At 65.4% G+C, this 14,824-nt stretch carries 15 protein-coding genes; 8 read left to right on the forward strand and 7 right to left on the reverse strand.

What is annotated here, in order from left to right:
• Positions 1-40 precede the first annotated feature (40 nt).
• The 3 genes from queG to C100_RS37790 all read left to right on the forward strand — a co-directional run bounded on the left by queG (position 41) and on the right by C100_RS37790 (position 3,240).
• Positions 41-1,081, forward strand: a complete 1,041-nt coding sequence (gene queG / locus C100_RS37785; protein WP_031309635.1) for a tRNA epoxyqueuosine(34) reductase QueG — start codon at positions 41-43, stop codon at positions 1,079-1,081.
• 568 nt (positions 1,082-1,649) lie between these two features.
• The gene (locus tag C100_RS0124830) at positions 1,650-1,856 is read left to right on the forward strand and encodes a hypothetical protein (protein ID WP_031309636.1); all 207 of its coding nucleotides are present in this window, start codon (positions 1,650-1,652) and stop codon (positions 1,854-1,856) included.
• 97 nt (positions 1,857-1,953) lie between these two features.
• Positions 1,954-3,240, forward strand: a complete 1,287-nt coding sequence (locus C100_RS37790) for a deoxyguanosinetriphosphate triphosphohydrolase family protein (RefSeq protein WP_024020290.1) — start codon at positions 1,954-1,956, stop codon at positions 3,238-3,240.
• 505 nt (positions 3,241-3,745) lie between these two features.
• Here C100_RS37790 and C100_RS37795 read toward each other — a convergent pair.
• The gene (locus C100_RS37795) at positions 3,746-4,114 is read right to left on the reverse strand and encodes a hypothetical protein (RefSeq protein ID WP_024020291.1); all 369 of its coding nucleotides are present in this window, start codon (positions 4,112-4,114) and stop codon (positions 3,746-3,748) included.
• On the reverse strand, positions 4,111-4,770 hold the full coding sequence (locus C100_RS37800) for an EI24 domain-containing protein (protein WP_024020292.1): 660 nt from the start codon (positions 4,768-4,770) through the stop codon (positions 4,111-4,113). The genes C100_RS37795 and C100_RS37800 overlap by 4 nt, the downstream gene beginning before the upstream one ends.
• Before the next feature lie 110 nt (positions 4,771-4,880).
• Here C100_RS37800 and C100_RS37805 point away from each other — a divergent pair, with 110 nt between their 5' ends.
• Complete coding sequence (locus tag C100_RS37805; protein WP_024020293.1) at positions 4,881-5,882, forward strand: adenosine kinase; 1,002 nt, start codon at positions 4,881-4,883, stop codon at positions 5,880-5,882.
• 27 nt (positions 5,883-5,909) lie between these two features.
• Here the strand turns inward: C100_RS37805 and C100_RS37810 are convergent, their stop codons facing one another.
• From C100_RS37810 to tsaD, 3 genes are read right to left on the reverse strand one after another with little or no spacing between them, the layout of a single operon-like run.
• Positions 5,910-7,451: a lipopolysaccharide biosynthesis protein gene (locus tag C100_RS37810; RefSeq protein ID WP_024020294.1), complete on the reverse strand. Its 1,542-nt coding sequence runs from the start codon at positions 7,449-7,451 to the stop codon at positions 5,910-5,912.
• A gap of 46 nt (positions 7,452-7,497) precedes the next feature.
• Positions 7,498-8,469 carry an NAD(P)H-dependent glycerol-3-phosphate dehydrogenase gene (locus tag C100_RS37815; protein WP_024020295.1) on the reverse strand — a complete coding sequence of 324 codons (972 nt, stop codon included), beginning with the start codon at positions 8,467-8,469 and terminating at the stop codon, positions 7,498-7,500.
• Positions 8,470-8,482: 13 nt separating this feature from the next.
• The gene (tsaD, locus tag C100_RS37820) at positions 8,483-9,517 is read right to left on the reverse strand and encodes a tRNA (adenosine(37)-N6)-threonylcarbamoyltransferase complex transferase subunit TsaD (RefSeq protein ID WP_031309640.1); all 1,035 of its coding nucleotides are present in this window, start codon (positions 9,515-9,517) and stop codon (positions 8,483-8,485) included.
• Between the two features lie 44 nt (positions 9,518-9,561).
• Between tsaD and hemC the strand changes: the two genes are divergently transcribed.
• From hemC to C100_RS0124835, 4 genes are all read left to right on the forward strand, one after another.
• Positions 9,562-10,488: a hydroxymethylbilane synthase gene (gene hemC, locus C100_RS37825; RefSeq protein ID WP_024020297.1), complete on the forward strand. Its 927-nt coding sequence runs from the start codon at positions 9,562-9,564 to the stop codon at positions 10,486-10,488.
• A gap of 9 nt (positions 10,489-10,497) precedes the next feature.
• Entirely contained in the window at positions 10,498-11,181 is a 684-nt protein-coding gene (locus C100_RS37830; protein ID WP_024020298.1) for a uroporphyrinogen-III synthase, read from the forward strand.
• On the forward strand, positions 11,178-12,080 hold the full coding sequence (locus tag C100_RS37835) for a hypothetical protein (RefSeq protein WP_024020299.1): 903 nt from the start codon (positions 11,178-11,180) through the stop codon (positions 12,078-12,080). The genes C100_RS37830 and C100_RS37835 overlap by 4 nt, the downstream gene beginning before the upstream one ends.
• Before the next feature lie 108 nt (positions 12,081-12,188).
• Complete coding sequence (locus tag C100_RS0124835) at positions 12,189-12,941, forward strand: esterase/lipase family protein (protein WP_031309642.1); 753 nt, start codon at positions 12,189-12,191, stop codon at positions 12,939-12,941.
• Positions 12,942-12,945: 4 nt separating this feature from the next.
• On the opposite strand, the gene C100_RS37840 is transcribed toward C100_RS0124835, so the two are convergent.
• Together C100_RS37840 and gltX are read right to left on the reverse strand one after the other, a co-directional pair.
• Positions 12,946-13,476, reverse strand: a complete 531-nt coding sequence (locus C100_RS37840; protein WP_024020300.1) for a YcxB family protein — start codon at positions 13,474-13,476, stop codon at positions 12,946-12,948.
• Between the two features lie 9 nt (positions 13,477-13,485).
• On the reverse strand, positions 13,486-14,823 hold the full coding sequence (gene gltX / locus C100_RS37845; RefSeq protein WP_024020301.1) for a glutamate--tRNA ligase: 1,338 nt from the start codon (positions 14,821-14,823) through the stop codon (positions 13,486-13,488).
• Between the last annotated feature and the right edge of the window lies 1 nt (position 14,824).

Below are 14,824 nucleotides of genomic sequence, written 5' to 3' on the forward strand. Positions count from 1 at the left end.
GCCCTGATAGTCTGGACCCGTGCCCGTGGAAACCGAAACCTTGGAAGACCGGCTGAAAGCGCAGGCGATGCGGCTGGGCTTTGCCGCCTGCCGGATCGCCGACGCCGACGCCGCGCCCCAGGCGGGCGCGCGGCTGCGCCAATGGCTGGACGCGGGCCATCATGGCGACATGCTGTGGATGGAGGAGCGGGCCGAGCAGCGCGGATCGCCCCGCGGGCTGTGGCCCGCCGTGCGCAGCGTCATCATGCTGGGCATGAGCTATGCGCCCGCCCGCGACCCGCTGGCGCTGGCCGATGTGACCGACCGCGCGCGCTTTTCGGTCTATGCACAGGGCAAGGATTATCATGACGTCGTCAAGAAGGCGCTCAAAAGCCTGGCCCGCTGGCTGGTCGAACAACAGGCGCGCGATGGGGAGGCCGGCGGCCTCAAGGTGTTCGTCGATACAGCGCCGGTGATGGAAAAGCCGCTGGCGCAGGGCGCGGGCCTGGGCTGGCAGGGCAAGCACAGCAATCTCGTCAGCCGTACCCAAGGCAGCTGGCTGTTCCTGGGCGCCATCTATACCGAAATGGCGCTGGCCCCCGACGCGCCGGAGCGCGACCATTGCGGCAGTTGCTCCGCCTGCATGAGCGCTTGCCCGACCGACGCCTTTCCCGCCCCCTATGTGGTCGATGCGCGGCGCTGCATCTCCTACCTCACCATCGAGCATAAGGGGCCGATCCCGGAGGATCTGCGCGAAGGCATCGGCAACCGCGTCTATGGCTGCGACGATTGTCTGGCGGTCTGCCCGTGGAACAAGTTCGCCGACGCGGCGGCGGCGAACCGGGCGTTTGTCGGCCGCGCGGAACTGGCCGCGCCCGCCATCGCCGACCTGCTCGACCTTGACGACGCGACCTTCCGAGAGATTTTCTCCGGCTCCCCGATCAAGCGCATCGGCCGCAACCGCATGGTCCGCAACGCCGCCATCGCGGCGGGCAATAGCGGCGACGCGCGGTTACTGGATCGGCTGACGCCGTTGGCGCAGGATGACGATCCGGTGGTGGCGGAAGCGGCGGCCTGGGCGATCGGGAAGCTGACAGCCTGAAAAATCGGTCGCGCCATTATCGAGCCATCGGATTGGCCGGCAGCGACCACGACCGGGCATGGAATTTCAGCTTCGTTTGCAGCTGAGATTGGCCAATAGGCGACCGACAGGTTTAGGGCGCAAATGACGGGATAGCTGCCGTTGGAATGGTGTCGCCTCTCGACCCGTTGTCGCCATTCACGGACTGCGTTGTGAAGGACAGCTTCTGCTGTAACCGGCCGTTCGTTATAGTAGCCCCTAAGCCAACCACTTGGTAGCAGATTGCAAGAGGTGTTCGCGTTACGCGCAAAATATGCCCTTGTGGCGATCCCGATGCCTTCTGCAGTGCCGAAAATAAATTTTTGTAGTCCGCCCATCAGAATGGCGGCAACCTTTCCCACGCCCTTTGCAGGCGAAATTATTGACCAGGGCGTCAACGCATCGCGGCGGACGGATTTGACAAAATCTATGGAAATGAGAAATTGGGCCTCAGCCAGCGGCCGCTGGCACCGATCGCGCGCCTAGTCGTTCACTATATAATGACGAATTTGCGCGAGACCGGAGAGGTCTAACCAGGTGGAGAGCAACCATGGCCGATAAAGACCCGCAAGACACTGAAATTCTCGATGTAGTTGGCACGGGCATTAGTCCTGACGACCTCATCGCTGCGCTCAGCGCAAAATATCCGATGGATAATGTTATCGAAGGGCTGCAGCGCGCCATTGAACGTGAGAAAATTACGCTCGATCGTGCAGGCATGGTCGTAGCTGTGCGGCAGCTTGCTGAAGCAGCCTAAGAAAAATACCGGGGGGTAGTGAGTGTTAGTTGAGGAAGAGTCGCCTCTTGATAAGGCGCGTGTTGGCCGTTGTCATATAGACGATCTCACCCCCTCAATGGATCAAAGGCGCGCATTTGAGCGCGACCGGGACCGGATACTTTACTCCTCGGCATTCCATCGCTTGGCCGGCATCACACAGATTGTACGTGCCGGCGAGCTAGACATTTTTCATACTCGTCAGCAGCACACCTACAAGGTTGCCCAGATCGGACGCCGCTTGGCTCAGTATCGCCTAGATAAGCAGCCGAAGGCAGCGAAGCTTCACGGGCTCGATGCTGAGGTAGTCGAGGCAGCCTGTCTCGCGCATGATCTTGGGCACCCGCCTTTCGGGCATGCCGCAGAGCATGAACTCGACAGGCTCGTGTGCGATCCAACTCTTTGCGGTGGTCTTTTGGTGGATGCTGCTCCAGATGGATATGAAGGGAATGCTCAGACGTTCCGCATCCTGACAAAGCTCGCGGTTCGGTATGGTAAAGATAGCCCTGGGCTCGACCTTACCAGAGCGACGCTAGCGGCGACGCTGAAGTACCCGTGGTTACGGGACCTTTCGCACGACAAAAAGAAAAAGAAGTGGTCCGCTTACACGTCTGAAAAGTCGGCATTTGAATGGGCGCGTGCGCATTGCCGCAGCGACTACAAAACGGCTGAAGCAGAGTTGATGGATTGGGCGGATGACATCGCTTATTCCGTACACGATCTCGAGGATTTTCACCGCGTCGGGATAATCCCCTGGAGTGAGATTTTGTCCGATAAAGCCCGTGATCGGATCATCGACGGAGCGCTCAAAGTCTGGGCTCTGGACCCGAGCAATCCTGCCGATGCCCATGTCCGTCTGAAGCACGCAATGGACCGCATCAAACTCAGGACTAAGATGTTTCCGCGGGTCACGGATGAAGTCTATAATGGAGCGCGCGAGCAACGTCGTCAGCTCCGAAACTTCACCTCGACGCTAATCGGGGGGTACGTTCGCGCCGCGACTTTAGCTGAGAATCTTGAGGGCGACGCGGTCATCATCGATCCTGACGCTTCGGATGAAGTCCGGCTGCTGAAGTATTTTGCGCGCCACTACGTCATTGGACTACCAGCCTTGCATGCGCAGCAGTATGGACAGAAGCGCATCGTGCGCGACCTATTTTCGATCTTCCTCAAAGAAGGCAAGGTCAAAAATTTTGGCCTGTTCCCCACCCGCCTCCAATACATCTGGGAGGACAACTCTGATGACAAACCCGCGCGGCTGGCAGCAGACTGCGTCGCCTCTCTGACTGAAAATGAAGCGTACCAACTTCATGGACGCCTGATGGGCACTGAGAGTGGCTTGGTACTGGACCCCATCGTTCGGTGAATCATAAGTCGACACCATAACTTGCTCGTTGGGAGCAGGAGGCCGAATGTTCGCTTCCAAGCGCACACAAAATTCAACTGAACTACCGATCATGGCGCAATGCGGATATCAAGCACGGTAAAAACCGATGCCCGCTACCCACCCTTTCCTTCGCCTCGCCGTTCGCTTCGAACGCAGTCGAGAAGCGCGAAGCGCGCCGCCGCCATGCCGCATATGCCCCTTCCAATGTAGGATTTCCTCTGGTCTATCCTCTGCGGTGGACCGGCCTTTCCCTCTCCCGCCGCTTGATGCGGCCCCGTCGCGCGACCGGCGCGTCGCTGGCGCCTCACTGGCGCGCCCGTGGCGCGTCGGTGTGACCCATCTGTGGCCTCGGTGGCGCGTCGGTGTGACCCAACTATGGCCTCGGTGGCGCGTGGGTGCGGCTTGGCAGGCGCTTTCCCGTGGCTATTGGCCCCAAAAGCCCGACAACGGTGTGAACTTCGGCCCTGTGACCTTTCCGGCCGGGCTATTTCGCCTGCAAGGCGGTGATGCACGCCCCCGGATCGACGTCGGCGCCGGTCGGCGCGCGCGCATCGACATGCGTCACCACCGGCTCCTTCCCCCGCGCAGGCGCGTAGAGATAGGCGTCGAGCACGCAGCGGCCATTGGCGAATTGCAGCTTGCGCACCGTGGTTTCGCGAATGTCCAGCCGGGGCTGGCCGAACAATTGGGTCAGGCGCCGCGCATCCGATCCCAGCAGCGGCCCCTGTCTGGTGAAGGCGCTGGCCGGCGGTCCGGCCGGCGGCGGGGTATAGCCGGTGCGCGGCACGACGGACGCGCCGCAGGCGGCCAGCGGCGCCAGCAACAGCGCGGGCAGGAAACGCGGAAAAGTCATGATCTGGTCTTTCGCCCGAGCAGCATATGCACCGCCATAGCCGCGCTGAAGATCGGCGCAAGCAGGTTGGCGACGGGTATCAGGAAGGCGAGCGCCGAAACGAGCCCGATGAGCCACCGGCTGCCGCGCGGGATGGGTGGCAGGGCGGGATGACGCGGCTCCACCATGTCGGCCATGTCGCGCCCCAGCAGATAGGCGTTGAGCGCCAGGAACAGGCCGATCGTCCCCACCCCCGTCACCAGCAGGGCGACATAAGCGGGCAGCGCGACGAGGTTCCAGCCGATCGTCCTCGCCAGCGACGCGAGCGCGAAGCGCAGGCTGCGCGCCCAGCCGACCGGTCGGGCGGCGGCATGGGGATAGTCGGCCCGCTCCACCGCCTCGATCATGTCGTCGGCGAACAGGCCCATCACCGCCATCGCCGTGGCGCGGAACAGCAGCCAGCCCGCCGCGACCACGATCAGCGCCGTCGCGGTCGCCTCCGCAAAGCCGCCGCCGCCCCAGCCCAGCCAGAGCCGCAGCGCGTGGAAGCCGCCCCACAGGGCCGCCGCAAGCAGGGCGAAGAGCAGCAGCGTCAGGATCAGCGTCTTGCCCATCAGGCGCAGCGCGGCGCCGTGGAAGATGGACGGAAAAGCGCGCAGGGCAGCGGTCAGGACCATGGCTCCGCTATCCTCCCGCCCGACGCCCAGGTCAATCAGCGCCGTTGCACGGCCGCCACCGGCCCGATAGAGACGGGGAAATTTTATTCCCAGCAAGACAAGGATATTGCGTGACCGCTTCCGCACCCGCTCTGGACGTCGTCGCCATCGGCAACGCCATCGTCGATGTTCTCGCCCGCAGCGACGACGGCTTTCTGGCCGAACATGCGCTGACCAAGGGGGGGATGCAGCTGATCGACGCCGACATGGCCGAAACCCTCTATGCCGACATGCCCCAGGCCAAGGAAATCAGCGGCGGATCGGCCGCCAACACGCTCGCGGGCCTCGCTGCGCTGGGCAAGAAATGCGGCTTCATCGGCCAGGTCAATGACGACCAGCTGGGCGCGGTGTTCGCCCATGACGTGCGCGCGCTCGGCATCCGCTTCGACACGCCGGTGATGCAGGGCGACGTGCCGACCGCGCGCTGCCTGATCCTGGTGACGCCGGACGCACAGCGCACGATGAACACCTTCCTGGGCGCCTCGCAATATCTGCCGGAGGAAGCGCTGGACCTGGACCTCATCCGGTCGGCCGGCATTCTCTATCTGGAAGGCTATTTGTGGGACCCGGAACAGCCCCGCGCGGCGATGCGGGCGGCGATCGACGCGGCGCGCGACGCGGGCCGCAAGGTCGCCTTCACCCTGTCCGACAATTTCGTCATCGACCGGCATCGCGCCGACTTCCTGAACCTGATCGACCAGGGGCTGATCGACATACTCTTTTCCAACGAAGGCGAAATCCAGTCGCTGGCGCAGGTCGATGATTTCGACAAGGCGCTCGGCCGGTTCGCGGGCAAGGTGCCGGTGCTGGTATCGACCCGCAGCGAAAAGGGCGCGGTGGCGATCGTCGATGGCGTGCGATACGAGGCGCCGGCCGCCCCGGTCAGCCAGATCATCGACACCACCGGCGCGGGCGACCTGTTCGCTTCGGGTTTCCTGGCCGCGCATATCGACGGACGCGACGTCGCCGATTGCCTGACGCTGGGCGCGGTCGCGGCGGCAGAGGTGATTTCCCATTGGGGCGCGCGGCCGGAAGAGGATCTGGCCGTGATCCGGGACCGGCTGTTCGCGTAACGCCCGTTTCCGCCCGGATGAACCTGCTCAGGCCGCCTTCTGCTTGCGGAACAGGGTGCGGTCTTCCGGGCCGAAGCCCCAGCGCCAGATGACGAAGCCATAGGCGCCCAGGATCGCCCAGACCCCCACGACCAGTTCCACCCATTCGAAATGCGGCGGCAGGGCCACGAAGGCGGCGCCGACGATGCAGGCGACACCCGCCGCACTGAGCAGGGGCCAGCGCCAGGCATTGACGGGCGCGTCCAGCAGCCGCGCGAGCAGGCGCGCCTTCACGAACGCCCCCACCGCCAGCGCCAGGCACAACGCCAGCGCGGGCGCGGCGGCGACCCACATCACCGGCAGTTCCATCCGCCGCGCCAACAGGATCAGGACGAAACTGGCCGCCGCCTGCAACCCGATCATGACGAGCGAGATCATCAGATTCCGGTGCCGCGCAATATAGACCAGCGCCGATTCGCTGACGACGGCGGTGGCCGCAATGACTTCGGCCAGCAGCAGGAAGGCGAGCGCGCCCGTTCCGCCGACGAAATTGGGGCCGACCAGGCCCATCACCGCCTCGCCGGGAATGCCCAGGGCAAGGGCGATGCCCGCCTGGGCGGCGATGATCCAGAAGCCGACCTGGCTCACCTGCCGGGCGATCGCACCCAGGTTGTTTTCCGCCAGATTGCGGGTGATGACCGGCCCCAGGATCGGATCGAAACTGGTCTTGAGCTTCTGCGGCAGCGACGCGACCTGCTGCGCGACATAATAGATACCGATCACCGCCGGGCTGACGAACAGGCCCAAAATGGCCATATCGATCCGGCGCGACCCCCATTCGACGCCATCGGCGGCGGCAAGCGGCAGGTTGCGCCGGGCAAGTCGCCACAACCGGCCGAAATCCGGGGTCCAGCCGCGCGGCAGGCCATAATGGCGCACCAGCGGGATGAGCGATGCCACCAGCGCCGCGATCATCGACACGGCATAGGACAGGATCAGGCCGTCGCGCTTGGAATAAAAGGCGAAGATGAAGGCGCCGATGCTGATCGCCCATGGCTCGATGATCGAGCGGGCGCGCACCGTCGCGCCGACATCGAAGCGATAGGCGCAAGCGGCAAGCGCGACGTCCGAACAGGCCACCGCAATGACGACCAGCGCCAGCAACCGGTCAAGGCCGTTGATGCCGCTGTTCGGAAACATGGCCTGGGGAAAGGCGACCAATATGCCGACGCCCACGAGCGAAGCCGTCAGCGTCACGATCATCGCTTCAGTCACGACATGGGCATGGGGGCGGCCGGTCTGGGCGAGCGCCCCGGCGAGACCGCGTTTCAGACCGAGCGTCGCGATCTGGGCCACGAACTCCACCACCAGCACGGCATAGGCGAAACGGCCCAGCGCCTCCGCGCCATAGACGCGGCCGGCGATGAACAGAAATGGCAGGCGCGCGGCGAGGCGCAGGAGGAAACCGAAAATATTGGTCCGTCCACCCCTGGCAAGCGCTGCGATGTCTCGATCCTCGGGCTGCTCCTGCGCCCCTTCTCGCGGCAGCGATGCCTCGCCCGCCGAATTCGGCTTTCCCCCCTGCGTCATGCGTTCATGTCGATTCTCATCATCCTGTGATCATAACGCACGCGGTTCATTCGGGTCGCAACGGACGCGCGAGCAACGCGTCGATAACCTGGTTCAACGGCGCGGCATCGGCCAGCAGCGCACAGACCGCTTCCACCACCGGCATTTCCACGCCAGCCGCGCGCGCGGCGTCGCGCAGCACCGGCGCGGTATGCGCGCCTTCGGCCACGGTGCGGCGGTTGGCCAGGAGATCGGCGGCGCTCGCGCCCTCGCCCAGCCCTTTGCCGAGCGAGAAGTTGCGCGAATTGGTGGAGGAGCAGGTAAGGACGAGGTCGCCCAGCCCCGAAAGGCCACCCAGCGTTTCCGCCCGTGCGCCGCGCGCCAGGCCGAAGCGCGTCATTTCGGCAAAGCCCCGGCTGATCAGCGCAGCCCGTGCGTTGAGGCCGAGGCCTGCGCCTTCGGCCACGCCACAGGCGATGGCGAGGACATTCTTGACCGCGCCGCCAATTTCCGCGCCGATGACATCGTCGGACAGATAGGGGCGGAACGACGACCGCGCGATGCGGGCGGCAAGACGCTGGCCCAGTTCCTTGTCTTCGCACGCCAGAGTGATGGCGGTCGGCAGCCCCTTGGCCACTTCATGCGCGAAGGTCGGGCCGGACAGGACGGCGATGGGGGAATCTGGCTGCGCCTGCTGCGCCACTTCCGACATGAGCAGGCTCGTGCCCGCCTCAATCCCCTTGGAACAGAGGACGAGCGGCACGCCGGCGGGCGCCTGAGCCACGACGCTGCGCAAATGCTGCGCCGGGCTGACCACCAGCAACAGGTCGCAAGCCGCCAGTTCCGCCATGTCGCCGGTCGCCTGCACCGACGGCGAAAGCGGGATATTGGGCAGATAAAGCGGGTTTTCGTGGGCGCGGTTGATTGCGTCCACCACGTCCGGCTCCAACGCCCAGAGCGCGACCTGCTGCCCGTCGCTGGCCAGCAATTGCGCCAGCGCCGTGCCCCATGCGCCAGCCCCGATGACTCCAGCCTTCATGCCTTCACGCCCTTCATGCCTTGATGCCGGCGCCACGCGCCTTTTCCGCCGCCGGGTCGAGCGGCCAGCGCGGCCGGGCGGGAACAGTGAGATCATCGACCAGCCCCACCGCATAGCGTTCCGCCCCGGCCCAGGCGATCATCGCCGCATTGTCGGTGCACAGCCAGAGCGGCGGCGCGACGAAGGGCAGGTCGTGGCCTGCGGCGAGCTTCTCCAACGCCATGCGGACGGACGTGTTGGCGGCAACCCCTCCCGCGACGACCAGCGCGGTGACACCCTCACTCTCCCTCAGCGCACGGCGCGTGCGATCGACCAGACAGTCGATCACCGCCTGCTGGAAGCTGGCGGCAATGTCTTCCGTGGCATATTGGCCGGACTGGACGGCCCGCATCACAGCGCTTTTGAGGCCGGCGAAGGAGAAATGGGGTTCTGCCGTGCCGACCAGCGGGCGGGGCAGAGGAACGGCCTTGGGATTCCCTTTCGCCGCCGCCTTTTCCACCTGCGGGCCGCCGGGATAGCCCAGGCCCAGCAGCTTGGCAGTCTTGTCGAACGCCTCGCCCGCGGCATCGTCGATGGTGGTGGCGAGCCGCGCATAATCGCCTGGCCCCCGAACATGAAGAAGCTGGCAGTGCCCGCCCGACACGAGCAGCAGCAGGTAGGGAAATTGCAAAGTGCGGTCGGCCAGCCGCGGGGAAAGCGCATGCCCCTCCAGGTGGTTGACCGCGATAAGCGGCTTGCCCGCCGCATGGGCAAGCGCCTTGCCGGTGACGAGACCAACCATGACGCCACCGATCAGGCCCGGCCCGGCGGTGGCGGCGATCACATCAACGTCGGCCAGCGTCATCTTTGCATCTGCGAGCGCCGCCTCGATCAGGGGGCTGAGCGCTTCCACATGCGCGCGGGCGGCGATTTCGGGCACCACGCCGCCATAGGGGCGATGCGCCTCCTCCTGCGTGGCGAGGCGATGCGCGAGGATACGCCCATCGGCGCTCACCAGCGCGGCCGCGGTTTCGTCGCAGCTCGATTCCAGGCCGAGAATGATGGTCATTGCCGCTTCCATCTAATGCCCGTGGTCATTAGAGCAAGCTGGATATGCTTTTCACCCACCGACCGTTGCGCCTGGGCACCAGGGGATCGCCCCTCGCATTGGCGCAGGCGCGCATGACCGCACAGGCGTTGATCGCTGCCCATGGCTGGGCCGAGGACGCGATCGAGATCGTCACCGTGCAGACCAGCGGCGACCGCATTCAGGACCGTGCGCTGGCCGATATCGGCGGCAAGGCGCTGTGGACCAAGGAACTGGACCGGGCGCTGGCGGCAGGGGAAACCGATCTTTCCGTGCACAGCATGAAGGATGTGGAAACGGTGCGGCCCGGCATCTTCCATGTGGCCGCGATGCTACCGCGCGCCGATGTGCGCGACAAACTGGTGGGGGCGGACGATTTCGCCGCGCTGCCTGCCAATCCGCTGGTCGGAACGAGTTCCCCCCGCCGCGCGGCGCAGGTAAAAAGGCTGCGGACCGACGCGACCATCACCCTGTTCCGCGGCAATGTCGCGACGCGGCTCGCGAAGCTCGCCGCGGGCGAGGTTCATGCCACCCTGCTCGCCGCGGCGGGTCTGGACCGACTGGATCAGGGGGGAATCGGCACGGCGATTTCCGTCGGAACGATGCTGCCCGCACCGTCGCAGGGCGCGGTGGGGATAGAGACGCTGACCGACAATGAGCGCGTGCAGGCAGCGCTGGCGCCGATCAACCACGCGGACACGTTTGACGCGGTGATGATGGAGCGCGGCGTGCTGAAGGGGCTGGGCGGCACCTGCCATTCGCCGATCGCGGCGCTGGCGCTGGTGGAAGGCGGACAGATCGTCCTGCGCGCCGAGATCATCAGCCCGGACGGCCAGGAGACGGTGCGCGAGGAAGCCCGGCTGGCGCGCGGCGACCAAGCGGCAGCCGAAGCGATCGGCCGGGCGCTGCTCGACCGCGCCAGTCCCGCGCTGCGCGCGCTGTTCGACGGGTAAGGTTCTGCGGTGAGGCGGGTTTTCATTCTGCGCCCGGAGCCGGCCGCCACCCGGACCGCGGCGAAAGCGGCGGCGCTGGGGATGGAGGCGCGGGTGCACCCGCTCTTCGCGCCTGAGGCTATCGGTTGGACGCCCCCCCCGGCCGAAGATTTCGACGCCCTGCTGCTGACCAGCGCCAATGGCGTGCGCTGTGCCGGCCCCGCGCTTGACCGCTATAGCGGCCTCCCCACTTATGCCGTCGGACAAGCCACGGCGAAGGCCCTGCGGGAGGCGGGTTTTGCCGATGTGGTCGCGGGATTGGGCGACGGCAATGCCATCGTCAGCCGGATCGCGAGCGACGGCTATCGCCGGGCGCTGCACCTGGCCGGCACGACCGTAGCGCCGATCGACAGCAGCGCCGTCGCGCTGACGCGGATCGCCGTCTATCGCATGATCGGCCTGCCTCCCGACCCCACCCTTCTGACCGACACCCTTCCCGGTTCCATCCTGCTGATCCATTCCGCCCGCGCCGGGGAGCGGCTGGCGGCGCAAGTGCCGCAATCCCGCCGCAGGTCGCTGCACCTGATCGCGATCAGCCCGGCTGCACAGGCCGCCTGCGGCGCCGGCTGGGCGAGCACGCAGGTTCCAGCACGACCTGATGACGACGAGATGCTGGCCCTCGCTGAATCTTTGTGCGAAGGACAGGCGCAATGACAGACGAACGGGTCAGCATCAGCGATGGCGACGGGGTGGACAATAGCACCGCGACCACTGCTCCTGCGCGCAGCCGCAACATCCTGCCGCTGCTGATCTTGCCAATGCTGGCCTTTGCCCTGGGGGTAGCGCTGACCGTCTGGGCCTGGCCGCAGATTCAGCGCCGCTGGAGCGAACCGCAAAGCCGCAGCACCACTGCGCTGCCCGCGCCCGCGACACGCGCGGGCCTGCCCGCCGCCGCCCCGCCGCGCCCGCTTGCTGCCGATAGCGCGCAGATGCTGGACGGTCGCGTCGTGCAGTTGGAGGAGCGGCTGACGCGCATCACCGTGGAAGCGCAGGCCGCCTCCGCCAATGCGGCGCGCGCCGAAGGGCTGCTCGTGGCCTTCGCTGCGCGGCGCGCGCTCGATAATGGCGGGCCGCTCGGCTATGTCGAAGGGCAATTGCGGCTGCGCTTCGGCCAGGCCCAGCCCCGCGCCGTCGCCACCATCATCAACGCCGCGCGCGAGCCGGTGACGCTGGCCGACCTGCGCGCCGGCCTGGCCGATATCAGCGACGCGATCACGACCCCGCCGTCGAACGCCAGTTGGTGGGAGGCGATGCGCCATGAAGCGCGCGAGCTAATCACCATCCGCAATGCCGCCACGCCATCGCCCAGGCCCGAGGCCGCCTATGACCGGGCCATGCGCTATCTGGACGGCGGCCGCGTGAGCGCTGCCCTTGCCGAAGTGGAACATATGCCGGGCAGGTCCGTTGCGGAACGGTGGGTGCAAATGGCGCGACGCTATATGGAAGCGCGCCGCGCGCTCGACCTGATCGAGACGGCGGCCATTCTGGAACCCCGAACGCTGCGCAACACCAATGGCGCAGCGATTGAGCAGACATCGCCCTTCGCCCCCTGACTTAAGCGATGAACCGTTTATCGCACGGGATGAAACCTATAGACGCGCCCATCGTTTGTCACGACAGTGTCATCTTTCGCCCAATCGGGTTCAGGGATATTCGTCGTCGTGCCGCTTTACGCCAATGCCGTCAGCAACTTCTGGAAGGATCGCCTTGCAGCGGGTCCACGCGCAGCCCAGCTTCCGCCGCTGCTGCATTTGCTGGGCAACCTGTCGATGTCCTTTGACGTGGCGCGCACTCGCAAGCTCGCGCCGACGCTCGCGGGCCAGATCAGGGGCGACGGACGGCAGGTCTTGCTGATTCCCGGCCTGATGGCATCGGAACGGCGAATGGGATGGTTGCGTCATATCCTGACCGCTGCCGGTTACAATGCGCATGACTGGGGCATGGGGCGCAATTTTGGTCCCCGGCCCGACAGCCTGGACAAGATCGATCGCCGCGTCGATGCGATCCGCAAGGAAAGCGGTGCGCCGGTGACGCTGGTGGGCTGGAGCCTGGGCGGCCTCTATGCGCGGGAATATGCGAAATTCGCGGCCGAGAAGGTGGGCGGCGTGGTAACCATGGGCACGCCTTTTTCCGGCGATCCGCGCGCCAATCATGCCTGGCGGCTCTATCAACTCGTATCGGGCTTTCCCGTCGATCGGCCGCCCTTCCCCTGCACCCGCGAGGAAAAGCCGCCAGTGCCTACCGTCGCCCTCTGGTCGCAGCGGGACGGGGTGATCCTGCCTGAATGTGCCCGTGGCCGTGTGGGCGAACGGGACAAGGCGATCGAGGTGGATTGCACCCATATGGGCTTCGCCGCCGCGCCGGAGGGCATTTTGGCGGTTGGCAAGGCATTGGACAGTCTGGCGCGCATCTGATCCGCTACCAGACTGTCAAATCGCTCCGGTTCAAAGTGTCATACAGGTCTTGATCCTGATTGGCGGTCAGCGCCCGACGCGGCACGAACTGGTAAAGCTTTTCATTCAGGTAGAGACAATAGCATTTCGGCGAGACGGACCAGCGATGATAACTACTCCATTCGTGCCGTTGCTGTCCGTTCGATGACTGCCAGAAGCAGGCATCATCTGACCATTGAACGGTCATTTCCACCTGTTGTGCCTTGCTTTGTCTAAAAAGGCGCGCAACGCGACGCGGGATTAGCAACAGGGTGACGCCAAGAAAAAGAAGAATGCCCGCAAGCGCCATCAGGCTCGAATAGAGGCCTCCGACCAAAGCATCGCCAAGTTCTTCTCCCAGGAAAAGCATCAGGGCTGTCATCAGTAGCCACGCTATGCCAGATGCCGCCATCAATCGGACGACGAAACGACGCGATCGCAGTTGGCGGAGAAAGTTGGCGCGGGAGGCGGTGACGAAATCTGCCGCAGTTGGCTGGAAACTGGTCTGCCCGACCATGCCTATCTCCTAATATGCCCTAGGCGCGAGCCTAATCAGCGCTTCTTCCCGTCCGATCAGCGGCAGCAATTGCCCCATGTCCGGGCCATGGTCCAATCCCGTAAGGGCGCGGCGGAGCGGCAGGAACAATGTCTTGCCCTTGCGACCCGTCGTTTCCTTGAGCGCGCCCGTGAGCGTGCGCCATATGTCCGCGTCGAACGGCGCGTCCGACAGGATGCGATGCGCGGCGGCAAGGAAGTCGCGATCCTCCTCTGCCACCACGGGCGCGTCGACCGGGCCGGTAACGATCCTCCACCAGTCGGCGACGCCCGCCACCGTCTCCAGATTGGGGCGGATGGCGGCCCAGGCGGCTTCATTCACCCCTGCTGGCAAGCGATCGGCGACCGCTTCATAGGGCAGGAGGTGGACGATCTTCTGATTGAGCGTCGCCAGTTCGCCCTCATCGAAGCGGGCTGGCGCGCGACCGAAATGGGCGAAGTCGAACGTCTCGATCAGCGGCGCCATTTCGATGAAGGGCTCGACCGGCTGCGACGAGCCGAGGCGGGCCAGCAGCGAGGCGATGGCCATCGGTTCAAGGCCCATGTCCCGAAAATGCGCGACGCCAAGCGAGCCGAGCCGCTTGGAGAGCTTGCCCTCGGCGCCGGTCAGCAGCGCTTCATGCGCGAACGCGGGGAGTGGCGCGCCGAGCGCCGTGAACATCTGAATCTGCGTCGCGGTATTGGACACATGATCCTCGCCGCGCAGCACATGGGTGACGCCCATCGCTATGTCGTCGATGACCGACGGGAGCATGTAGAGCCATGAGCCGTCCGCGCGACGGATCACCGGGTCCGACAGCAATTTGGGATCGAAACGCTGGTCGCCGCGGATGAGGTCGGTCCAGACGATCGGCTGCGCATGATCGAGCTTGAAGCGCCAATGGGGCGTGCGGCCTTCCGCTTCATGGGCCGCGATCTGATCGGCCGTCAGCGCCAGCGCGGCGCGATCATAGACCGGCGGCAGACCACGCCCGAGCAAGACCTTGCGGCGCAGATCCAGTTCCTGGCTGGTTTCATAGGCGGGATAGACGTGGCCCGACGCCTGCAATGCCGCGAACCTCTCCTCATAAAGGGCGAAGCGGTCCGACTGCTTCTCTTCCCCATCCCAGCGGAGGCCGAGCCAGGCGAGATCCTGCCTGATCGAGTCCGCATATTCCGGGCGCGAGCGTTCGAGATCGGTGTCGTCGAGCCGCAGCAGGAACTGCCCGCCCGCCTTGCGCGCCCACAGCCAGTTGTGGAGCGCGGCGCGGATATTGCCGACATGGAGATGCCCGGTCGGTGACGGGGCGAAACGCGTGATGACAGTCATG

This window comes from Sphingobium sp. C100 (assembly GCF_000508185.1).
In the GTDB taxonomy this organism is placed as follows: Bacteria; Pseudomonadota; Alphaproteobacteria; order Sphingomonadales; family Sphingomonadaceae; genus Sphingobium.